The 21672-nt window shown below is 54.8% G+C and carries 19 protein-coding genes and 1 tRNA gene; 2 read left to right on the top strand and 18 right to left on the bottom strand.

What is annotated here, in order from left to right; all coding sequences use genetic code 11:
* Positions 1–104 precede the first annotated feature (104 nt).
* The 14 genes from P0111_07465 to P0111_07400 form a co-directional block, all read right to left on the bottom strand.
* Positions 105–566 (bottom strand): hypothetical protein, encoded by a 462-nt coding sequence (locus tag P0111_07465; protein MDF0643854.1) that lies wholly within the window; start codon positions 564–566, stop codon positions 105–107.
* A gap of 593 nt (positions 567–1159) precedes the next feature.
* Positions 1160–2287 carry a glycosyltransferase gene (locus P0111_07460; protein ID MDF0643853.1) on the bottom strand — a complete coding sequence of 376 codons (1128 nt, stop codon included), beginning with the start codon at positions 2285–2287 and terminating at the stop codon, positions 1160–1162.
* A gap of 128 nt (positions 2288–2415) precedes the next feature.
* Positions 2416–3072 (bottom strand): PIG-L family deacetylase, encoded by a 657-nt coding sequence (locus P0111_07455; protein MDF0643852.1) that lies wholly within the window; start codon positions 3070–3072, stop codon positions 2416–2418.
* 49 nt (positions 3073–3121) lie between these two features.
* Positions 3122–3916 carry a sugar phosphate nucleotidyltransferase gene (locus P0111_07450; protein MDF0643851.1) on the bottom strand — a complete coding sequence of 265 codons (795 nt, stop codon included), beginning with the start codon at positions 3914–3916 and terminating at the stop codon, positions 3122–3124.
* A gap of 30 nt (positions 3917–3946) precedes the next feature.
* Complete coding sequence (locus tag P0111_07445) at positions 3947–5272, bottom strand: NAD(P)-binding protein (GenBank protein MDF0643850.1); 1326 nt, start codon at positions 5270–5272, stop codon at positions 3947–3949.
* 9 nt (positions 5273–5281) lie between these two features.
* Positions 5282–6214 carry an NAD(P)-dependent oxidoreductase gene (locus P0111_07440; GenBank protein MDF0643849.1) on the bottom strand — a complete coding sequence of 311 codons (933 nt, stop codon included), beginning with the start codon at positions 6212–6214 and terminating at the stop codon, positions 5282–5284.
* 18 nt (positions 6215–6232) lie between these two features.
* The gene (rfbC, locus tag P0111_07435; protein ID MDF0643848.1) at positions 6233–6757 is read right to left on the bottom strand and encodes a dTDP-4-dehydrorhamnose 3,5-epimerase; all 525 of its coding nucleotides are present in this window, start codon (positions 6755–6757) and stop codon (positions 6233–6235) included.
* Positions 6754–8100: a UDP-glucose/GDP-mannose dehydrogenase family protein gene (locus P0111_07430; protein ID MDF0643847.1), complete on the bottom strand. Its 1347-nt coding sequence runs from the start codon at positions 8098–8100 to the stop codon at positions 6754–6756. Before P0111_07430 ends, rfbC begins: the two co-directional genes overlap by 4 nt.
* An 88-nt stretch (positions 8101–8188) precedes the next feature.
* Positions 8189–9301, bottom strand: coding sequence for an NAD-dependent epimerase/dehydratase family protein (locus P0111_07425; GenBank protein ID MDF0643846.1), 1113 nt, complete (start codon positions 9299–9301; stop codon positions 8189–8191).
* 667 nt (positions 9302–9968) lie between these two features.
* Entirely contained in the window at positions 9969–11129 is a 1161-nt protein-coding gene (locus P0111_07420; protein ID MDF0643845.1) for a DegT/DnrJ/EryC1/StrS family aminotransferase, read from the bottom strand.
* A gap of 47 nt (positions 11130–11176) precedes the next feature.
* Positions 11177–11785 carry an acyltransferase gene (locus P0111_07415; protein MDF0643844.1) on the bottom strand — a complete coding sequence of 203 codons (609 nt, stop codon included), beginning with the start codon at positions 11783–11785 and terminating at the stop codon, positions 11177–11179.
* A 138-nt stretch (positions 11786–11923) separates the two neighbouring features.
* The gene (locus tag P0111_07410; GenBank protein MDF0643843.1) at positions 11924–14272 is read right to left on the bottom strand and encodes an AAA family ATPase; all 2349 of its coding nucleotides are present in this window, start codon (positions 14270–14272) and stop codon (positions 11924–11926) included.
* A gap of 78 nt (positions 14273–14350) precedes the next feature.
* Positions 14351–14641, bottom strand: coding sequence for a transposase (locus P0111_07405; GenBank protein ID MDF0643842.1), 291 nt, complete (start codon positions 14639–14641; stop codon positions 14351–14353).
* Between the two features lie 38 nt (positions 14642–14679).
* Positions 14680–15240 (bottom strand): UpxY family transcription antiterminator, encoded by a 561-nt coding sequence (locus P0111_07400; GenBank protein MDF0643841.1) that lies wholly within the window; start codon positions 15238–15240, stop codon positions 14680–14682.
* Positions 15241–15735: 495 nt separating this feature from the next.
* Here P0111_07400 and P0111_07395 point away from each other — a divergent pair, with 495 nt between their 5' ends.
* Complete coding sequence (locus P0111_07395) at positions 15736–16431, top strand: response regulator transcription factor (GenBank protein ID MDF0643840.1); 696 nt, start codon at positions 15736–15738, stop codon at positions 16429–16431.
* Positions 16432–16684: 253 nt separating this feature from the next.
* Positions 16685–16760 (top strand) — tRNA-Phe (locus tag P0111_07390).
* Positions 16761–17176: 416 nt separating this feature from the next.
* Here the strand turns inward: P0111_07390 and P0111_07385 are convergent.
* The 4 genes from P0111_07385 to P0111_07370 all read right to left on the bottom strand — a co-directional run bounded on the left by P0111_07385 (position 17177) and on the right by P0111_07370 (position 21360).
* Positions 17177–17377, bottom strand: a complete 201-nt coding sequence (locus P0111_07385; GenBank protein ID MDF0643839.1) for a type II toxin-antitoxin system HicB family antitoxin — start codon at positions 17375–17377, stop codon at positions 17177–17179.
* A 1186-nt stretch (positions 17378–18563) separates the two neighbouring features.
* Entirely contained in the window at positions 18564–19223 is a 660-nt protein-coding gene (locus tag P0111_07380; protein MDF0643838.1) for a DUF488 domain-containing protein, read from the bottom strand.
* Positions 19220–20122: a hypothetical protein gene (locus P0111_07375; GenBank protein MDF0643837.1), complete on the bottom strand. Its 903-nt coding sequence runs from the start codon at positions 20120–20122 to the stop codon at positions 19220–19222. The genes P0111_07380 and P0111_07375 overlap by 4 nt, the downstream gene beginning before the upstream one ends.
* 107 nt (positions 20123–20229) lie before the next feature.
* Positions 20230–21360, bottom strand: coding sequence for a mandelate racemase/muconate lactonizing enzyme family protein (locus P0111_07370; GenBank protein MDF0643836.1), 1131 nt, complete (start codon positions 21358–21360; stop codon positions 20230–20232).
* Between the last annotated feature and the right edge of the window lie 312 nt (positions 21361–21672).

Raw genomic sequence — 21672 nt, 5'->3', positions numbered from 1 at the left:
TTGGCGCCTGCCTCAGATCAACGAACCATCAGGCGTTTCCTCGAGCTAGTAATGCCAAGCAACCTGTCGACGTCATTGGTGAAGCATGAGAGGTCAATCATTCCTCAATCATGGCATCCTAAGCCACTAATCCCCTTGTTCTGCCAAACCAACCATCCGATTCCGCCGGCTAGCAGGCATGTCACTGCGAGTAGGCCTCTCAGGCCGCCGAAGTTGCCGAACATGGCCAGGTATCCGACCAGGCCCAGCCCAATCCACAACAGCTTCCGAAGCTGGTAGGAGTCATATCTCTTCCCAAGCAGACGGTGGTTGGCCCAACATCTTTGAGCCCTTTCCGAGAAGGGTAGCAATCCTCTCACGATTGCCGGGACCAGTTTAAGTCCAAGTAAAACACCGAAAATGAACCAAATAGAGAGGTATCCCAAATACTGGCCAAAGAGGCGATGGTATAGAGGAAACATCAAGTAGCCGATCGCTGCGAGATAGATTTCATACAGCGGCGGCTTCCCAAGGCTCAACACGACTACTTCAATGCACCTCAACAGTCTCGTTGTCATGGCTTTCATGCTGTATCCCAGGCCCCGTACGATAGGTGTTTCACATCCACATGAATCCCTTACGCCACAATACCCCTGACTCACATCGTAGCTGGTACAACTACATTTTCCTGCTCCCCTTGAAATTGAGGCCACCTCTACGACATGGTCCTGCATGAATCGAGGAAGTGGAGAGGGCATCAGAAACCGCAGATCCCATTGAACGCTTGACTATGACGCCTAAGCGACGCGTCGCGACGGGCTGCCTGCGGTCGAGGACGAAGACTGGCGGGGGAAAATTGCTCCGTGGGGCCGAAACACCCAGCGGGGGCGGGCGAATGACGGAGACGCCGTGAAGGAGGAGCAGATCAAGAAGCTGACGGAGAAGCGGTGATTCGTACATCAATGGTCATCGAGCCCGCGCCCGCAGGTGTAGGGATGGTGAGTCGGGCAGGTCGCCGTAGTAAGCTCCCCATTGTCGCCTTCCTGGTTGAGAACGCTGCAGCTCAGCTGATTTTCCCAGCTTTGGGTGGTCTCGTTTTCTGGGAGGAGGTTACCAACAGTGTCTCCTTGACCGGAGAGCGCACACACCAGTCCATCTCTAACCAAACAACGCCAATTGCTCACACACCCCTGGCCTCGACGGACTCTGCCAGTTCGCTTAGGCGTTGCCTTCGCCTCACGAGTGCAGGTAAAGGCTCCATCCCCGCGAGACCGAGAACAATTTCCCACCTATATACCCAATCATGGTTAAGCAAGGACCCAACAATATTATTCTTGCGGATTCTCTTCTGCCAATCAGGTTGCAGGTCTATCTCTTCCATTACCTTATCTACATTTTCAGAATTGTAAGGCAATGGAATCACTGCATCGGGCCAAGGGAAAAACCCTCTCAACCCCTCCTCTCCGGGTATTTCTCCGATTAGTATGCATCCTGAAGCGGCACCCTCAAAGTATCTTGCGCCAATAATGAGCTCCCTACCAATGGCTTCAGGCTGGTCGATTTTGCCTGGGTTGACGATAAAATATCGGCTCCGTTTGCATAAATTTGCATATAAGAGCCTGTGTTCTGCTGGAGAGCTTGTCTCAGTCCCATTCGTGGAATCGAATACATACATGATTCGATTGTCTTCTGCCATTCGTATCAACTTTCTATGGGTTACCTCTGACCTTCTACCTATACTTAACACATCAATCCCCCTTTCAGGGCGATGGGGAAATGGGGAAAATTTGAATGCGTCCACACCCGGCCGCGAAAAGATACATTCGCCCTGAATTAGTGGTTTTATTAGGTCTACTCCCTGCTTACACCCAACTATAACGTGATCAAATTGGGATATCAGCTTCGCCAAACAGGCCCGATGAAGACACTCACTCAACAAAATCTCATCTATCCAGCACACTGCTTTACCGCATCGCTCCCGCCAGCCTTTCAAGGCCTTTAGGGCTAACAAGTCCTTGACGAATTCACACACAGTAAAAAATAAATCATATCTGCCTTCTACAATAATTTCGTCAATTCCTGGATTTAGAGCGATCGGAGTATCTTTTGCCAGTCTCTGTGAAATGCGCGTGCCGTATTTAAACCATTTCTTTGGCGACGGGACGATTGCCGTCACTGTATCTATTCGGCGAATTACTTCCTCGAACTCGTAATTGATACATCTGACGAGCAGCTTATCTGCAACATTGCCATGCGAGAACATGAGCACGCGAGAGATGCCGCCGCTTGATGGGACAGAGTTTTTCATTTTCTAGGCGAATGCCTTTTGGCTGGCCCCTCCACTGCCCTGAGCCGTGCGGCTAGATTATCGTCCCAGATCTCACCCGCAGTCGCTCGTCAAGTAATAGATACGGCCTGATCTCCTAAATACTCTCTTTACCCAATTACAATCTTCCGGCCATAAAAAGCTTCAGCATACTTCTCCGTCGCGTATGATTCGATGCCTCGAAGCCGAAGCAGCGCATAGAAGGTATCCTCTGTGAACCACTGCCTGCTTCGCTGCGAAGAAAAGCCAGTCATGAGTAGCTTCACCTTGGTTTTGCACACGGCGTCCGTTAGCGGCACATACAAATTCGGCTGGCCGAGATCGCCGTCGTATTTTGGTATTTCGAACTCAAGGATCTGATGCCTACGGAATGTATTCCACGTTAATTCACAAATGATTCGGTGGTCCTGATGGCAATCATGACGATAATGGGTAAAAATGATGTCTGGGGAGATCAGTAATTTGAGACTCTCAAAATATTCCTTGATGACCTCACCATGGTATGGAAAGAAGCTTTCCTTGAATGACTTTGCCTCGATACGTGCAGAGCCCGCTTGAGCAAGGTAGGCTTTCGCGCTAGACATTGCCTCTTGCTTGCGCTTTCCCCTTGCACTGAATATCACCCACAGTACTTCGCTGCCAGGATGTTCGCGCAAAAGCTTGAGCACCGTCCCACCACATCCTATCTCGATATCGTCGGAATGTGCTCCGAGGCATAAAACCTTGAGAGGTTTATGGGGAACCTGAAAAATACCCTGCACGGGCATGAGCCATTGACCTATGACGTTATGGTGTAACCTGAGGAGCTATCGAAGATCACACAGTACTTGCCCGATTCGCCTTCCATAATTCCCAAGGCGCATCTCCTCGTCCATACATCTCATCCAACCGTTGTTTATCCTTGAACGTATCCATGCACTCCCAATAACCATCATGCTTATAGCCAAGCAACTGGTGCTCTTTGATCAATCTCTGGAAAGGCTCGACCACAAGTTCTTCCCCAGGCTTGATATAGCGAAATATATCCTTCCTGAAGATAAAATATCCGCCATTGACCCTCATGTTACCCTGGCTCATACCTTCGATTTTTTCAACATGATCGTCTTTGCCCATAGAGATGATGTGATAACTCAAGGGCGGGATGACGCAAATACAGCTCGCGAGCTTCCCATGCGCACGAAACTGTTCGATTTGAGCAGGCAAATATAGATCGGTTAAGCCATCGCTGTAATTTGCCAAGAATATGTCCTCCCCTTCCAGATATCGCTCAACGGCCTTCAGTCGTTGACCTATATTGGAGGTCACCCCGGTATCTGCGAACGTGATGTTCCAATCTTGAATATCCGAATTGATCAGATCGATATGCTTTCCACCTTGGGAAAGGACGAAATCGTTCGACTGACATTCGTCGTATTGCAAAAAATAACGCTTGACGATATCCGCTCCGTGCCCCAAACATAGGATAAAGTCCTTGTGTCCGAAGTGAGCGTAGTACTTCATCACGTGCCACATGATGGGTCGATACCCGATCGGAACCATCGGCTTTGGAATCGACTCCGAGTATTCCCGCAGCCGCATGCCCAACCCTCCGCAAAACAAAACGACCTTCATGAATTCCTCACTTGTCGGATGGCCGACGTGTCAGACCTTCGCCGCACCTGTCCCCAAACGATCCAACACTCTTTGCGCGGCATTCTCGCCGCTCATGAACGATTCATCCGTCCAAATATATGCCCAATCGCCGTAGCGCCCGCAGTAGGCTATCTCGATGTCGTCAAGATAGCCATGAATGGTCTTGACCGCAGAGGCACGTTCTAAGTCGAAGATCACGTTCGCATACGGCACGAGCATCGCGTGTTTGAAGAGAATCCTATCCTCTTCACGCAAGATGCCGCAGCGCTTTAGGTCGTTGATCACCGGCTCAATACAGTCTTCAGGTTTTCGGTCGAGCGGGCGATACTTTGCGGAATAGTAACACTCAGCCTGAATACTCCCGCAACCCTCCGGCACATTGTTCGGTGACTGCAAATGTGGCGTGCTCAGCCGTGTAAAGAAGTAGTCACGATCATAAAAATATGTCCAGTGCGCGTCAATCAGATCGGCGCGATCAACCCCCACGCTCACAATCACGACTGTACTGCAAGATAGTCTCTGAGAAGCGTCCAGCACGTCGGTCGGCGCTCCGTCAACCATCTTGATCAAATCCGGCAGGGGGATGGATGAAACGACGTGGTCATACGCGACGACATTCCCGTTCTTGAAGCGGAGTTCTTTGCGCTTAGGAATAATTTGGATGAGCTCATGATCGGCCTGAAGCTCCGCTTGTTTCATGAACATTTTCAGATAGGATACAAAACCTCCGTGAGATGGATAGCGGAACTGGTCGATATAATGCACGTCAGGTGTGGATGGCGAGAGCGCACCGCGCAACACCTCTTCGATCTTCGCTCGGTAGAGTCGCGGGCCAACCCAATCTGTACTCATGTTTGCCGCTGTCGTGGTGTGGTACTTGACCGTGTATTCCATAGGAAAGGTTTCGGCGAATCTTTTACCGAAGCTCGCATAGAGCCAGTCCTGATAATTCTTGATCTCACCGTACTCCGTGTGCTGAGCATGGATAAAATCCTTCAGTATGTCGACGATGAGGTCCTGCGGAAGGCCGTAGAGATTGCACTGAGCCGGGTGCTTGATCCAGTGCCCTTTCCAATGATTGTTGACCTTCGTTCTGAGACGCTCAAACTTTTCGTCTACGCTCGCTGCAAGAAGCTTTTGAATTCGTTCGACTCGGGTAAACGAGACATGCGGTCCTTCGTCGATCGTAAATCCGTTGGCGAAAGAGTAGGAAGCCGTGTGCCCGCCGTAGTATGGACGCTTTTCGTACAGAGTCGCTCGATGGCCTTCAGCATGGAATCGATGTGCGGCGCCGAACCCCGCCATTCCTGACCCCAAAATCGCGATCCGTTCCACTTGTCCTCGTTACCTGTTTTCCACGAACGAGTGTCGCCACCACTCGATCGTGTGTTTGAGCCCTTCTTCTATTGAAAACCTGGGCATCCACTTCACCTCGGTGTTCAAGCGTTCGACATCGGCCACCACAAGCGGCGCATCGTTTGCGCGGCTCGCAATGGCTCCCAGCTTGACGAGATCTCCCCGGCCCAATGTGCAGCCGATCGTCGCGATCATCTCTCGCAACGTGACGGCTGTGCCGGATCCGATATTGACGTCGCCTTCAATTCCACAGTCCAGGACAGACACGATCGCATCTGCCACATCTTGTACATGAAGATAGTCGCGAATCTGCTTCCCGTGAGAACATCGCGCTTCTCGACCTTGCAGAAGTGAACGAATGACGGATGACACCAAGCGATCAGGATGTTCGTTCGGGCCATACAAAAAGAAGACCCTGGGCCACGCCTGGCTAACTCCATGCATCCGGCAATACGCCTGAGCCATCACGTTCAAGGCGTGTTTACACACTCCATAAATTGTATTCGGCACCGTCGGCGTTCTCGTTTCGTGGCAATATCCGAAATTCCAGTCGTATTCATAACTGGAGCCGGACATGACCACCCGTTGCCCTCCCTGCTGCTGAAACGCCCTCAATAAGTCCATGCTTGAACGAACCCAATCGAAGTTGAGATCGGACGAAATCAGTTTTCCCGGAACGACGTACCAGGCAAGATGAAGCAAATGTGTCGGCTTTATCGATTGCATCAGATGTAAAATAGATGAGTCGTCTAAAAGATCTGCCCGATGCCAGACTATCGACGAGTCCGCTTTCATTGCCAATTTCGTCGATACTGCGTGAATTTCGTAGCCTCGTTGGAGAAGAGGGGCCAGACAATGGGACCCGATAAATCCCGTCGCTCCCGTTACCAGTACTCGTTTGGATTCGTCAGATACGCTCATGACTCCCGCCCAGTCCTCTTAGTAATCAGGCCAATTGTCGTCCCCACTTGACACAACGCTCACGGGCAGCGGCCAGGCAATTGCAAACGCCGAATCGTTATACCGCACGCCTTTCGCAGCTTCCTTGACATAAAACTGCGAAGTTTGATAGACGAGGCGCGTCTCATCCTCCAACGTCTGATATCCGTGTGCGAATCCTTCCGGCACGTAGACCATGCGCCCGTTGCTCGCAGTTAATTCCACACCAACCCACTGACCCCTAGTAGAAGAGCCCTCCCGCAGATCGATAATTACGTCGTACAACGATCCCCTATTGCAATGCACCACTTTCACTTCGGCGTAAGGAGCAATCTGGAAGTGCATGCCTCGGATCGTCCCCTTCTTAGTACTATGTCCAATATTCACCTGCGCTATGACGGGGCTCAATCCATGGGATGAGAATTCTTTGGCACACCAGCCTCGCGCGAAAAATCCCCGTTCATCTGTAATTCGCTCAAGATCGATAACATACGAGCCCTTGAGCTTCGTTTCCGTAAAGATCATTTCGACTCAAACCCGATCCCTTCGTAACGCGCAATGGTTGTCTTATCGAGGAAACGACGACCGTCAACGAAGAGTGGCTGCGGGACCTTCCCCTTTATCAGCTCCGGAACTTTCCTGAATTCATCCCAACGGGTTACCAGCACGATAGCATCAGTTTCCGTCAGAGCATCGGAAAGACTCTCGCTCAATGCCAAATCTTGCAAGGAGAATATCTTCCTCGCCTCGTCTGCGGCCACAGGGTCGTAGCCTTTCACCACTGCTCCTTCCCGCAGCAACCTCCGCACAATTGGAATGGCTGGCGACTCCCTCATGTCGTTCGTGTCGGGCCGGAACGCTAGACCGAGAATCGAGACTCTTACTCCTTCTAGCAACGTAAAATGCTTCTTCAGCAGTTGAATGACCCGTGCTGGCTGCTGTTCATTCACCTTGAGGACCGAGTCGAGTACATGCATGGGCACATGAACTCTTTCGCCATGCGCCGTCAGAGCCTTTACGTCTTTTGGAAAGCAGCTACCGCCGAATCCGCACCCTGCGGCCAGAAAGGACACAATCTGTGGCTGAACTCTTTTCCCATCCGGCATATCGACACACAGGTAGCGACTGGAATGGACTCCGCGCATGACGTCAAGGACATCGACATCTTTTACGGCTACGCAGAGGTTGGCTATTTCATTGGAGAATGAGATCAAGCTAGCTAGTAAGGCGTTTGAAGTGTACTTGATCATCTCCGCTGTCTTATTGTTCGTTCGAAGCACCTCGACCCCTGGGAATCCTTCGTACAGTTTCGCCTGCTCATCGGTGGTTGCCTTATCCAATCCCCCGAGAACGATCCGGTCGGGAAACAGGAAATCATGTACGGCCTCCCCCTCTGTGAGGAATTCCGGGTTCATCCCGACTCCAAAATCAACCCCGGCTTTCTTGCCAGAGGCGTCTTCGAGGATGGGACACACCACGTCATCCGTCGTCCCAGGAACCACAGTACTCTTGACGATCACGACGTGATAGCCCAACTTCGTCCGCAATGCCTGTCCAATTTGTCGCGAGACGGCTTTGATGTGAGTAAGATCGATCTCGCGGCCGTCAAAAGGGGTCCCGACCGCGATCAAGGAGAGATCTGTCTGTTGCACAGAGCCTGAAAGATCCGTCGATGCGCGTAATCGTCCACCAACATGCTTCCTAAGTAGATATTCCAATCCTTGTTCATAAATAGGCGGCACCCCTTTATTAATCGAGTCCACTTTGGCCTGATCGACATCAACACAGGTAACGTCATGCCCCTTCTCGGCAAGACAAACTGCCGTTACAAGCCCAACATAACCTGCTCCTATGACCGACACCCTCATGCTATTCCTTTCGACGGAGCAAGAATCTGGGGCGACTCTCAATTACTTCAACGGCCTGTCATACTTTTACCGCAGACGCGCCACCCTGCTAGGCATCCGGCGCGTCCCGATTGTCGTTGTACCAAATCAGTGATCGCTTGAGGCCTTCGCCTAAGATTACGGTAGGATTGTATCCGAGATGCAGCCGTGCCTTAGTGATTACCGGGCACCGCCTGTTAGGATTATCGATCAAGTAATTCGTGTCTGGGCTAGGTTGTCGAATCACCTTTCCTTTGTACCCAAACAATTCCTTCGCCAAGCTCGCGAGTTTCTCAGCCAACTCGGCCATCGAGATTTCCGGCACTTCGACACCAATATTGTAGGCTTCCCCAACATGGCCTTTTATCAGCACCTTGTAGTAGCCAGTAACTGCATCTGCGGCGTAACAAAAGGTTCTACGAGGGGATCCGTCTGAGAGCATCACAAGATCTCGACCGTCCATAATATTTCTCGCAAAGTCAGGGATCACTCGACGATCACTGATTTTTAGCCCAGGCCCGTAGTTGTTGAACGGCCGAGCCACCTTTACAGGAATTCTAAACTGGTGCGCAAAATTCACACAGAGAGTTTCACCATACCGCTTCGCTTCATCGTAACAAGCACGGGGACCGGTACATGAAACTAAGCCTCTATAGGTTTCAGGGGTTGGAATGTTCTCCGGGGAAGGGTCTCCGTAGATCTCACTACTTGAGAAGAACAAGAAAGCCTCGACTGGCCTCCCCTTCTCGTTTTGCCCTCGAGCATATTCAAGCAACATGCGCAACCCGTTCACATTCGCATCCATCGTACCGATTGGGTCTCGTTTGTAGTACGTCGGTGACGCGATCGAGGCTGCATGGATGATGAATTGGAAATCACCTGCATCGGCCGGAAGAGGGTTTCTGATGTCGTGTCGAACCAACACAAGGTTTCGATCGGCTTCTATTCTTGACAACCACTGTGGCATTCCCCGGACAAAACTGTCATAGACCACCACCTGAATTGGCTCTCCTTGGGCGTGAACATGATTATTCCAATGAAGCGCCGACTGGATGAAATAGTGTCCAAGAAATCCGGCCCCACCCGTAATCAAGAGCCGCCTGCCGGACAAGCACGAGAACTCTTCCTTGAGGTCCGCACACATCGAGTCGAGATCAAGCCTTACCACTTCATCCGCGTTCATCTATCCGTTCCTTCGTCAGTGAATGTACGAGACATCCGCCACATTACAGAAGTGGCCATCGATATGATTGCTTCTAGCTACCGATCGCCAGATGTGCATGAATACAACGGGCATCCTCGCACTTGGACTGAACATCACCCCTTCCGATCTGCAATGACCAACCACCAGTGACAAGGTGTGTTCAAGTCGCCAAATCGGCCTGTCAGTATGAACCACAAAGCTGTTCTCGTTGGGAGATAGACGCGCTTAATATAATGCCCTGCCTCTGCTTTAGCGTCGTGCGTGCCCCCCCCTTCAGGGCTGCCTTCGGGAAACTCTTCAGTGAATCCCTGAATGCTCAACTTTGTGGTGTAGAGACGATCCCGCTTATATTGATTAGGGACGCTGAATGTACCGTACACGTGATGGGGGCCACGCCACGGCTGAACAACCGTCTGCGTCGCACGGAACCAATATTGCCTTGTTGCAGCCGGCGCTTCCGAACGGCACCCGGTGAGTGGCGGCGCACTGAGCAGCACCGCCGCAATTACCAGTAGCACAAGAGCGACTGCGGCTATGATCCATGCTGCCCGACTCGGCTTCAATGTACTCGACCAGCTCCAGCAAAGAATCAGGCACGCGACGTTACCGTTGCGTGCCTAATCTGAAGATTCGTCTTGAGGGCTTCCTACCTCGATCCGCTGCCGGGAGCAACTGCCAGAGACTTCAGCACTTCGGCCACAACTCGATCCTGCTGTCGGGAAGTGAGTTCTGGGAACATCGGAAGCGACAGCACCTGTGAAGCTGTTTTCTCCGCGATCGGGAAATCACCAATGCGAAAGCCAAGCCCTTCGTAAGCCTTGGTCAGATGAAGTGCGATGGGATAGTGAATCCCAGTACCGATGCCGGACTCGTCCAAATGTTTCTGAAGCTGTGTCCGATCATCCACTCGCAACACATATAGGTGGTAAACCGAACGAGACCACTCCGGCTCATGAGGAAGCGTCAAGCTTCCTGCCGTCCCAGCAATGAGTGCGTTGTAGCGATGGGCAATCTCTCGACGTTGCTCATTCCACTTCTTTAAATGCCGGAGCTTAACTTGCAGAAAACCGGCCTGAATGGCATCCAGCCGGCCGTTGTAACCTTCGATGTCATGCCAATATTTTTTCGACTGGCCATGGTCACGCAACAGCCGGCAGGTCTGAGCCAACTGTTCATCATTTGTAGTAATGGCGCCGGCCTCTCCACATGCACCCAAGTTCTTGCCTGGATAGAAGCTGAATGCCGCCGCATGGCCTATGGACCCTGCTTTGCGCCAACGGTTCTCCTTCTTGGAGAAATACTCCGCACCGTGAGCTTGGCATGCATCTTCGATCACCTTCAGGTTGTACCGGGTGGCCAAATCAACAATAGGGTCCATATCAGCCATCTGGCCGTACAGATGCACAGGAACGACAGCCGTCACCGGATTGCCCGTTTGCTTATGGAAGGCCCGCTTCGCGTCCGAATCCCACGAACAGTCCTTCTCCAAATACCGGCGGAGTCTCCCTGGATCCATATTGTAGGTCCTCTCATCAACGTCGACAAAGTCAGGACGCGCTCCCGCCTGGGAGATCGCCTCGGTCGTCGCGATAAACGTGTTCGGCACGGTGATCACCGTGTCCCCTGATCGTACCCCTGCAGCCATGAGAGCAAACCTCAAGGCGTCCGTGCCGCTGCTGACTCCCACGCAGAACCTTGATTCGCAAAACTGAGCGAAGTCCTGTTCAAATCCTTGAACCATGGGGCCGCCGATAAATCCTGCGGTCTTCAGTGCGGCAGTCAGCACTTCGACCAATTCGTCACGCAATTCCCGATGAACCGTGACCAGATCGAGAAACGAAATACGCTCGTTCGTCATGGCTGTCCCCCTAGCCCGCAATATCGCACCACCTTGCCTGGATTTCCTGCTACGACGGCATACGCCGGCACATCCCTCGTCACAACCGCACCGGCCCCGATCAGCGCATGTTCCCCGATCACCACACTGGCAAGAATCGTCGCGCCGGACCCGATCGAAGCGCCCCTCTTCACCACTGTTGTTTCGACATTCCAATCCGCCTCGGTCTGTAAAGAGCCCGCCGGGGTGGTCGCGCGAGGAAAGGTATCGTTCACGAAGGTGACGTTATGTCCGACGAAGACTTCGTCTTCAATCGTCACCCCCTCACAAATGAAGGTATGGCTCGAGATTTTGCACCGCTTCCCGACCTTGGCGTTCTTCTGAATCTCAACAAACGCTCCGATCTTCGTGTCGTCGCCGACTTCACACCCGTAGAGATTGACGAACTTGGAAAATTTCACATTCGTCCCGACCTTGACATCGGGTGCGATGCAGCGATACCCGTCGCTCGGTACCACATTCATCGCCGATTCCAGGATGTGATGCGCCAGATGGGGAGCCGTTCCATTGTTGTTCTCGGTGTTCGAGTCCCTATGCCCGAGCACTCGTTGCGTGGTATGTTCCATCGAATTCTCCGTAATGATGAGATCGGCTGTTGTGAGCCCGGAAGCCTTGAACAAAGGCGCTGCTGCAGTCGGAAGAGGAAGCGGGAACTATTGCGGCCCGCAACCGGGGGTATGAGCCGTGAGGACGATTGCTTCAGCTTACTGCCTGGCATGCTCGACCGAAGGGTCACGACCGTAGGACATAGAATATCCGTACAGATAGTTCGACATGCTCTGCGCATCGAGCCCGTTGAGAATCACTTGCCGTCGCGTGGTCAGGCTCAGCATCGTGAAGGCCTTTTGCACCAGATGTTTGGGCGAATGTCCCGCACGGATCACCAACACAAGCTCATCAGCCAGGCTCGCCAAGATGCTCGTGGTTGCGCTGGACAGAACCGGTGGCGTATTGATGATGAGATATTCAAATTGTACGCGTAGCTCCGGCAGGATCGATTTCAGCTGCTGAATCATCCCGAGTTCATTGCGTTCGCCGCACGTTCCCTCGTCTCCCCCGGCTGTCAGAATTGAGCATGGATTTTCGTCGATCACCGACAGACAATCATCCAGTGACGCCTGGCCATCCAGCAATTCAATCAACCCGGATCGAGCAGGCGTCCTGACATAGTGATGGAGGGCCGGCCGTTGAAAGTCGCACTCGATGAGCAGGGTCTTTTTCCCAAAGTCTCGCGCAATGACGTAGCCTAAATTTACCACGGTGGTTGTCTTGCCTTCGCCCATCAATGCGCTGGTGATTTCCACAATCGTGGAACGGCGACCCTCGGTGGAGAGGACCAGTTTCGTAGCGGCCATCTTATATTGTTCGGTGGCAATCGAACGGGGTTGCCACTTGGCGACTAGATTCAGGTTTGCCGGAGTGATCTCGTTCCTGTTCCCGGATGAGGTCCAGGAGATGCTTCTCGCCGCGCTTCTTACCGCCGGCACCCCGGATCTCTCGTCGCCGGGCACCCCAGGGCCGCTCTTCGGCATTGCGCTGATCTGAGGGTTCACGGTAAAGAACTGGGGTATGGTCGCCAACACGTGGATGCCGGGCATGACTTCTACGTCTTCTCGGCGTCGGAATGTCGGATTCAACCGATCCAGACCGACCGCAAGACCGACACCGAGTCCGCATCCTCCCATCAGGCCAAGCACCATGATCATCAATCGATTCGGCTTCTCCGGCTTCCGCGGAAGACTCGCGGGGTCCAGTACGCGGAACTGTTCGCCTTGTTGGCGCTTCTCAAGGTTCTCTGCCACGTGTGCGTTCAATCGTTTGTCCAGTAACGCTTGGTAGTTCTTTTTTCTGTTTTCGTAGTCGCGCAGCAAGATCATGAGCTCCTGTTCGCGCGACGGCGTCTGTCCCACAAACCGTTCCGTACTCACGATCTGTTCCACAAGCTTCGCTCGACGATCCTTGACCGCCGACAATCCCGTGCGTAAGTCGCTTTGTTGCTTTACCAGCTCTGTCAAATAGGGATCATAGATTTTCTGGCTCCCGCCGTTCTTGTCGGTCGGTTGCGCGCCGTATTTCTCAGCCAGCTGAGCCTTGACATGTTCGATCTCCCGCTTCGTAACGGCAATGTCGGGATAGGTCTCCTTCCACTCTGCTCTGAGCGAGGTCAGCCGCCGCTCCAATTCGTGCAAACGAGCGAGCAGCGGATTCAGCACTGTAGTTTTCACAGACCTCGGATTGTCTGAGTCCGCACTGGTGCCCTCGCTCGCTTCGTACTCCTTGATCGACTTTTCTACCCTGCGCAACCGGTCGGTTTGACCGTGCAGCAGATCATCGGTCGCGGTCAGTTCCGTTTGCAGTCGATCCAACGCTCGTAGATTCGCCTCCATTTGCTCCGGCAACTGGCCCATATATTGTGACTTATACCGGCTGATGGCCGCTTCTTGTGCCTCCAGCGCCTTGTTGGCCTCAAACAATTCCTGTTCGAGAAAACTGGACACGCCGGTCACGAGTTGTTCCCGTACTTTGACATTCTCCTCGATGAACAGCGAGGCGAGCTTCGCCGTCACCTGCATGGCCGTCGTCGGATCTTCATGAGCAAAAGAAAGCGTGACCGACTCGACGCTCCTGCCCCCTGCGCCAGGGGTGCCTACGGTCTCCACTCTGATCATTCTGCGAAATGTTTCGATGGCCGACTCGAGCCCCTCTCGGTCGACCTGTCCCTCATAGAGATCGTATTCGTCCAAAATCTGACCCAGGATAGTTCGGCTCATTACCTGTTGCTGAATCATCGTCAGCCGCTGCTCGACGCTTGCCCCTCCGATGCCCTTGACGTAATCCTCGGGGATCTTCTGATTTTCAATCAGGATCAGGGTGGTGGAGCGATAGCTTTTCGGCAGGACTGCGCAGAGCGTGGCCGCGAGAGCGGTCCCGGCCACAACAGAGCCAAGCACGAGCCATTTTCGGCGCAAGATGTTGCCCCAATACTCCCGCATCTGCACCGACAATGGCTCTCCCTGTGGATCTGGGACAGCGGGCATCTTGATTTCGTTCATGCTCATTTTCACTCTGTCGTCAAGCTGAGTTGAACCAGATTGCCGTCAAATGGGGAAGTCTGGAACGCGAAGGTGTGTTCAACACTCGCTTCCCGTTTTGACCAAGGCCATTCGCAAGCTGTTGTAGTCCACCCACAATTCGGCCACCTTGTTTTTCAGAATGCGATTTTCCCGCTCGAGATCGGCGACACGTCCCGCCTTTTTCGCCGGTTGTCGATCACCGTACTTTTCCAGCCACCGGCTGAACGTACGCCGCGAGATCCCGTAGCGTGCACACACGTCCTTTGGCGTTGCGAGGATGCCCTCCGCCACAATCCGCCGGCGATCGGCCTCTGTAAACGACGCCCGTTTTCGGGGTTTGTTGGCCATCGAGCGAGTTCGACGAGGAGAGTGCAGAGCGAGGTCGGTTACGCGGAGATGAGTTCTCCCGCATGCGTATCCAGCACGACTTCGTCCGTGTCGATATGGACGAGTGCCGCCTGCTGGATCAGGTGAGCGCGGATCACGAGGCAGTTGTGACTGTCTTTTCTGACCATCTGTCCCCGGAGTCCCTCCAGAGGCCCTCGCACGACTCGAACCCAGGCCCCTTCGATGAAGTACTCGCACGATTCAGCGTGACGTTGGCTCGTGCAGAGCTTCTGGATCGCGGCGATTTCATCCTCGGGGATCGGCTCGGGATTCAGACATCCGACGATGCGGACGATGCCCGGCGTTTGCAGGATCGCCAGGCGGTTCGACAGCGAGAACCGCGCGAAGCAGTATCCGGAAAAAAGGGGCAGAACCGTCCACACCTTGCGGTCCGTCCATCGACGAAGACTCTTCGTCAGAGGCAGCAACGGCTCGACGCCGATGGCGCTGAGTCGATCGCGCACCTGCTTTTCATGGCGTGAATGCGTCTTCAGCGCAAACCACTGCGGTTCGGGAAGCACGTTGCACACATGATTCGGTTGTTCGTGAGTTGTCAGCATAGCTTCGCCCCGTCAGTCCCATCCGGATGAGGCACTCTTTCTACAAGATGTCCGACTCGCCACGCATCGGATGAATGTGCTTTTCTCGGACAAGGCAGTAAGGAATCCAATCGGCACATATGTGCCGGCTGTGGGCAGCAAAAAAAACCGTGCCAGACAGGCCTCCGGATAAAGGCTGGCGGCCCGGGCTGGCAGAATATTGCAGCTATTATTTGGGAGACCGAAACATATCGAGCACTTAAGGACGTTGACCGAGCTTCGCCTCGGCGGCGGGGCCTGACGGATGCTGAAAGACGGTGATTATGTTAACAGGGAGGAACCATTGCCGATACCGGCAAACCGGCCGCTTTTCGTATTTCCCCCCTCCTTAGGTAGGGCTAATATGCCCTAGCGCCGTTTGGTATATTCGGCCCCGAACAGCGACCGGATGCTTCGAACCTTTTTCCCAAATCGAATTGCCCTCCGGGACCCAGCTGGTATCCAGAGGACTCGTCCATGACCATTGGGAAACAGGCATCGGGCATCAAGGTCCTGATCGTGAGCAGCAACACCTTCTTGAGAGTGGGTTTGCATCGCACCTTTGACGCCCATCCAGGAATCGAGGTGGTGGGCGAGACTCACGCCGGTCCCTCCGCACACGACCTGGTGCAGAAGACGCGTCCGGATCTCATCGTCATCGATCTCGATCAGGATATGAAGCGGGTCGACATCGTCACCATATTCCGGCAATCCGTTCCGCATGCGCGCGTGGTCGTGCTGGCCGGCTGGGGCGACATGGAATTGGGACGGCAGGCGCTGGAACTCGGCGCCGACGTGATCATGATGAAATGTCAGCCCGCGTCGATTCTCCTGGCCATTCTGGAGAGCATGGGCCGCCATCACACCACGCCGCCGAGCGTCACGCCGGCCCTCGCCCTAAGCGCGGCCACCAGTGAGAAGCCGCCGAACGGAAAGGTGGTGCCTGTGCCGGGTCCGAAGACCGATTCGTTGACCGACCGCGAGCGTGCCGTGGTGGCGCTGGTCGGACAAGGCCTTTCCAATCGCGATATCGGAGAACGACTCTGCATTTCGGAGACGACGGTGCGTCATCATCTGACGAGCATCTTCGACAAACTGGGCGTCTCGAACCGCCAAAAACTTCTTCTGTTCGCGCATCAGTGCGGACTGACCGAGATCACCGCGTCAGCCTGAGGTCAGTTTCCTTTTGCGTCATGCCCGCGAAGGCCGGCATCCAGTTCTCGATCAAGACTCAATCAATATTGAAGAGACGGCCTTCACTGGACTCCCGCTGAAGCCTGCCCTCCAGAGCGATCGGGGGCGGAATGTCAGACTTCAGGGCTTCTGATGGCAAACCGACCTGCCACCAATTTTCGGCGGGACCTTGATTTTCCCGTCGGTTTCTGCAAAAGTCCCTCCTCCTCAGAACCAATCCGCCATTAGGAGCGCCGAGGTAGCTCAGTTGGCAGAGCACAGCCCTGAAAAGGCTGGTGTCGACAGTTCGATTCTGTCCCTCGGCACCACACTTTCCAATGAGTTAGCCTGTTGCTTTTTGGCTCGCTTGGTTTTTGAGGTGGCACTTTCAAGCAGCGTCACAGCCCTTCTTAACGCTGATTTCCCACCATGCGAATAATCAAACGTCGTTCCTTTCACTCGATGCCCTGAAATCGCTCGCTACGCCCGAGTTCTCACTGGCGGAAGCAAGCACCACTATGCAGTTAGAGATTATTGAAAGCGTCTATGGAGAGGTTTGCCTGGCGGACTAGCTTTCGCAACAGCCCGATACCAAGCTCGTCATGTTGAGGGATTGACAGGGTATAATCGTACCCGGGTTTGACCATCATGACATGAGACCCGCGTTGCCGGGCCACTGTCCACCCTGCGCGTTGAAACTTTTTGACGGCTTCGGCCCCAGAACAGAGCCGAAGCGAAGGGGCCATTAAACCACGACCTCAATACTGTGGGCGGGGTCGAAGGTCTGCTTGGATTCCATCACCTCAAGCCACCCCTCGATAGCTTCCTTGACGTTCACCAAGGCTTCATCATGGGTTTTGCCTTGAGACAAACATCCCGGGAGCGCTGGAACCTCCGCTATATAGTACCCGGACTCATCCTTTTCAATGACCACGTGAAGTTTCATGGACCTCCCTCGCTTGTCTTAAAACAATAATACACGACTCCCTAACAAGCGCACAATTCGCATTACGGACTGCCTCCCCGAACTGTACACCTTGCGAACTGTCAGATCTGAACTATTGAAAGTTAACTGACATCCACTGCGTTGCCTCAAGCCACCGAATATATTCCATTGAACTCTAGCCCGTACTTATCGGACCGTTTCCGGGCTTGGAAAAGATTTGCCTCTGGGTATTTCTCGAAAGCAAACACATGATAGCGGCCTTGCTTTCAGAGGCAATATTGCATCCCAAATAGACTGCTTCGACTTCTTTCTCCAGGAGAGGATAGTCATAGTAAGGCGTTGACGAGGGCTGGGATCGCAGGTCCCAAACTCTCCATTCTCTCTCGTACCCCCAAACAGCACTCTTGACATAAGCATACTGGAAGTACAGTTCGGTGTGGTCAAGTTTGCGCACACCGAAGAAGCGATCGCACGCGATGATAGCCGCGCTTTGGTTTTCTGCTCCAACTCCCTTCATTGTTCGATGACACACGACAAGCCTCCGGCATCGTTCCCCTCCCATCACTGACGTGACGGCGATCAGCGAGTCGACGTCGCTAGCGTCGGTGCCACCTGTGGCACCACCGTCTGTAAGTTGTTGAATTTCAGTGGGGTCTGATGAGGAAGGCTCTGACGCTAACTCTGTGATATCAAGGAAGAGTATTGGACCTGAACAGGCTGGTGTCGACAGTTCGATTCTGTCCCTCGGCACCACAACCCCTTCAAAATCCCTCAAGCTCCCGCGCCAGATGAGGCGATGCGCGTGGGAGCGTTGTTGGGGTGTTTGGGCGCCTTTCGAGAACCTGGTTGGTCGGACGGTTGTCTCAGACGGATGGGCTGAAATCAGCCGAGAGGAGCCTCTCTCGGTTGCTGGCTTCTCAGGGAGTTGAGGGAATCGCCTGCGACACCATACATCCGCCTGACTCCGGCGAGAACCAGTGTGTCGATGAATAGCTCCGCCACCGTTTTCTTGCCCATGTGCCAGTGTCCTTTCTTCTTCGGTTCGCTCTCCGGCAAGCATGGTCTGGCATGCCGGCTCGCCCGACGCAGCCAATCTGCTGTCGCAGCAAAGCGTTTATGACGCATGTGGGTTAGGCTAGCGGGTATCCAATCGGACAGCCCGTGGTCCGGATGACCCTTTTAACGATCAGCGCCCACCACCCGGCTCGCTCCGTCTCCTCCTTTGAACGGCCTGCCGGCGAGGCTGGGCCGCCGAAACATCAAGATGGACGCCCCTCTGCTCCTCGCCGTCAAGGGAAACCAGGTTGTCGGCAGGATAGAGAATGCGCGTTCCGGATACCCGTGCGAAGGGCGTCAATGCATGCGCACGGGTGCGCGTCAGGTTCGTGATGTGCTCCACGACCAGGCCGCGGACGGTCAGCGCGTCGGCGATGAGTGATCGATGACAACGCCAGGGCACGGCTTCGGCGCACATCAGGGCGACCCGTTTCTCGGCCGCGGCCTTCATGAGTCGCTTCAACGCGGTTTCAAATTCATCGCTCTGCATATAATCGGCGTACCCGCGGAAGGAGGCGTTGCGCCAGCCCATGTTCGGAGAATCGGGCCGCGCCCGCCGCAGGCCTCCGAGACCGCTCATGTGGAGGTAGCCGATCTTCGCGAGCCTCAATGAGAGCGGCAAGGTCTCCCGATTGAATTGCGGATTGTGGCGCGAGCGCGGGATCGTCCGGACATCCACCACTCGCTGGACGCCGTGCGCGCGCAGCAAATCAAGGAAGGCTTCCAGCGATCGATTGCTGTGACCGATGGTCAGCACGACAGGCTTGTGCCGTTCGCGACGTTGATTCATCCCACCAATCCCCTTCGGTCGAGACCATCGAGCAGCAGATGAAAGTAAATCAACCCCGCATAGGGTCGCCACTTGCGCAGCACCTTGCGAACATGGTCATAGTCCGGTGACCGTCTGAGCTGTAACCAGCGTTGGAGACCCTTTTGCGCGCCGACATCATCGCCGGGAAACTGGTGAATCCGTCCGAGGCCGCGCAGCAACGTGTACTCCGCCGTCCAACGGCCTACCCCTCGCAACTCCATCAACCGACTCACGATCTCAGCGTCGTCCATGATTGTGAGACGATCGAGATCGAGCTTGCCTTCCTCAATCACTCGAGCCGCGTCAATCAGGGCCTGCCCCTTGCTCCGGCTATATCCCAACGTTCTCAGCGCCCTGACCTCGGCCTTGGCCACGTCTTCCGGACGTGGGAAGGCCCGGCCTTCGTCCCGGCTCCCTAACCCGTAGCGCTCCGTCAGCCGATTCATCAGAGTAATTCCGACCGTCAAGCTGAGTTGCTGGCATGAGATGGCATTGACCAGCGCTTCAAACACAGTGGGAAAACGAGGCGGTTTCAGCCCGTGAAAGCGCCGTGCCAACTGATGCAGCTTCGCTTCCCGAGTGGTCACCCGATAAAACTTCCGAAGGTCTACGCGGAGCCCCAACAGTTGATTCAATGCGGCCGTCACGTCCGCCTGTGCCCTAGACGGCAGGGCGGCCCCGCTCACGGTGACGGCCAGCGCGGCGCATGGCTGTTTGACGGCAACCTGAATCGGCAAGGCGTCGACGACGAGGGTTCGTCGATAGGTCCCGTCCTCCCAGCGATCCATGGTATTGTTCGGGCGCCGGCGCAACGCCCACACCGTCAGCGCAAGCCGAAACGGCGGAATCGGCGACAGGAAGAAATCAATCTGTTTCATACACTTCAGAAGTCCGAGAATCCTGGAGCAGTTTCACCGGCATCACCGGACAATCGGCACGGCGCAATACGGCTCCTGCAACACTTCCGATGAGCAGACCCGAGCCCTCATATCCTCTCCCGGCGGTAAGCGCTTATGACATCGGGATCCGGGTCAAGTCCCAGACCGGGGCCACGGGGGACCAAAATCCGTCCGTCCGTCGGAGTGAGGGCATCGCCATAGACGGACGCTTCCAGATCAAACCAGCGCCACTCAATCATGGAGTCAGCGGTGCCCAGCGCGGCGGTCGCATGGACCGCCGCGAGAAAGCCGGGGCCGTCGTAGAAGGAATGCGTCATCACCGGGATGTTGCGGAGAGCAGCGAGGGGGAAAACCTTACACAACTCGGTTATGCCGCCCATCTTGGCTGGGCTTGGCTGAACAAAGTCTACCGCTCCCTCGGCAAGCATGCGCTCGAATTCCATCAACGTAGAGACGTTTTCTCCACTCGAGATCGGAATGCCGGTGGTTCTTCTCAGTTCGGCGAGACCGGCAAAATTCTCGGGCGGCCACAGTGGCTCCTCGAGAAATTTGAGCCCGACGGCCTTGAGGTCTGGGGCGACAGCACGCGCCTGGGGCAGGGTCCATGGACAGCCTGCGTCAACGATCAGCTCGACGCCGAAGCCGGCCTCCTCGCGGGCTGCGTGGATCGCCGACATGTCTTTCTCGTGCAGCTTAAGCACTCGAAATCCAGCATCGATTGCTTGCCGAACCACGGCGCGGACCAGTCTAGGATCGAAATAGCAGGCCAGGCTTGCATAGCAGGGCATGACCGTCACTCCGCCGCCAAGAAGCTCGCACACGGGAACGTCGGCGAGCTTTCCGGCAATATCCCACAGCGCGATGTCCACCGCCGAGAGCCCATAGGTCAGCGCGCCGCCGCGACCGAACACGTGCAGCTTCCTTTGGACCTCCAGCATCAGCGGACCGATACGAGTGGCGTCCTGCCCGATGCATAGCGGTGCGATCAGTTCGTCGACGGCGAGCTTGGCCGCATCCACGGCGCGAAAACCGAAGGCTTCCCCCCAACCTTCCACTCCATCATGCGTTGTCACCTTGACGAGCAGCGAATCTGCGGCAGACATCTTGTCACCCCAGAGGGACGCACCGAGTATGCTGCCGGCCCTAAGCGGGATACGCAGCGGAACCGTCTCGATCGTAGCGATCACCGCGGTGCCGTTGGCGGAGGTGGGAGACATGCGCAACTCCTTTGTGGAATCCATAGAACTGTCGCATCGGACTTTCATTGTCGGCCCTCGACTCACCCCTGCACCGCAGCGTGAGTTACGGTGTAGAGTCGAGCACCTGTTGCAGTTTGTCGGCGCAGGTATCGATGATGCGACGAGCGCCTGCGTGGGATTAGCTGCTCCGCATTTCCTCCAGAATCGCCCCTTGCTGTCCGGTGGTCGTCATTCCCGCGCAGGCGGGGATCCAGTCTTTTCAGGTCATTCTGCATGCCCGCGTTCGCGGGCATGACCAGTTCTGACCGGAACACCCATTTTGAGATAGGT

It is taken from the genome of Nitrospira sp. (assembly GCA_029194535.1).
In the GTDB taxonomy this organism is placed as follows: Bacteria; Nitrospirota; Nitrospiria; order Nitrospirales; family Nitrospiraceae; genus Nitrospira_C.
This window is presented reverse-complemented; position numbering and strand designations above follow the sequence as displayed.

Bases quoted from the DNA above. Each gene is read 5' to 3' on its own strand.
- P0111_07460 (MDF0643853.1), bottom strand. From the start codon at position 2,287: ATGAAAAACTCTGTCCCATCAAGCGGCGGCATCTCTCGCGTGCTCATG.
- P0111_07415 (MDF0643844.1), bottom strand. From the start codon at position 11,785: ATGGAACATACCACGCAACGAGTGCTCGGGCATAGGGACTCGAACACC.
- P0111_07370 (MDF0643836.1), bottom strand. From the start codon at position 21,360: ATGTCTCCCACCTCCGCCAACGGCACCGCGGTGATCGCTACGATCGAG.
- P0111_07400 (MDF0643841.1), bottom strand. From the start codon at position 15,240: ATGCTGACAACTCACGAACAACCGAATCATGTGTGCAACGTGCTTCCC.
- P0111_07430 (MDF0643847.1), bottom strand. From the start codon at position 8,100: ATGAGGGTGTCGGTCATAGGAGCAGGTTATGTTGGGCTTGTAACGGCA.
- P0111_07465 (MDF0643854.1), bottom strand. From the start codon at position 566: ATGAAAGCCATGACAACGAGACTGTTGAGGTGCATTGAAGTAGTCGTG.
- P0111_07440 (MDF0643849.1), bottom strand. From the start codon at position 6,214: ATGAGCGTATCTGACGAATCCAAACGAGTACTGGTAACGGGAGCGACG.
- P0111_07395 (MDF0643840.1), top strand. From the start codon at position 15,736: ATGACCATTGGGAAACAGGCATCGGGCATCAAGGTCCTGATCGTGAGC.
- P0111_07375 (MDF0643837.1), bottom strand. From the start codon at position 20,122: ATGAAACAGATTGATTTCTTCCTGTCGCCGATTCCGCCGTTTCGGCTT.
- P0111_07425 (MDF0643846.1), bottom strand. From the start codon at position 9,301: ATGAACGCGGATGAAGTGGTAAGGCTTGATCTCGACTCGATGTGTGCG.
- P0111_07450 (MDF0643851.1), bottom strand. From the start codon at position 3,916: ATGAAGGTCGTTTTGTTTTGCGGAGGGTTGGGCATGCGGCTGCGGGAA.
- P0111_07380 (MDF0643838.1), bottom strand. From the start codon at position 19,223: ATGAATCAACGTCGCGAACGGCACAAGCCTGTCGTGCTGACCATCGGT.
- P0111_07455 (MDF0643852.1), bottom strand. From the start codon at position 3,072: ATGCCCGTGCAGGGTATTTTTCAGGTTCCCCATAAACCTCTCAAGGTT.
- P0111_07410 (MDF0643843.1), bottom strand. From the start codon at position 14,272: ATGAACGAAATCAAGATGCCCGCTGTCCCAGATCCACAGGGAGAGCCA.
- P0111_07385 (MDF0643839.1), bottom strand. From the start codon at position 17,377: ATGAAACTTCACGTGGTCATTGAAAAGGATGAGTCCGGGTACTATATA.
- P0111_07405 (MDF0643842.1), bottom strand. From the start codon at position 14,641: ATGGCCAACAAACCCCGAAAACGGGCGTCGTTTACAGAGGCCGATCGC.
- rfbC (MDF0643848.1), bottom strand. From the start codon at position 6,757: ATGATCTTTACGGAAACGAAGCTCAAGGGCTCGTATGTTATCGATCTT.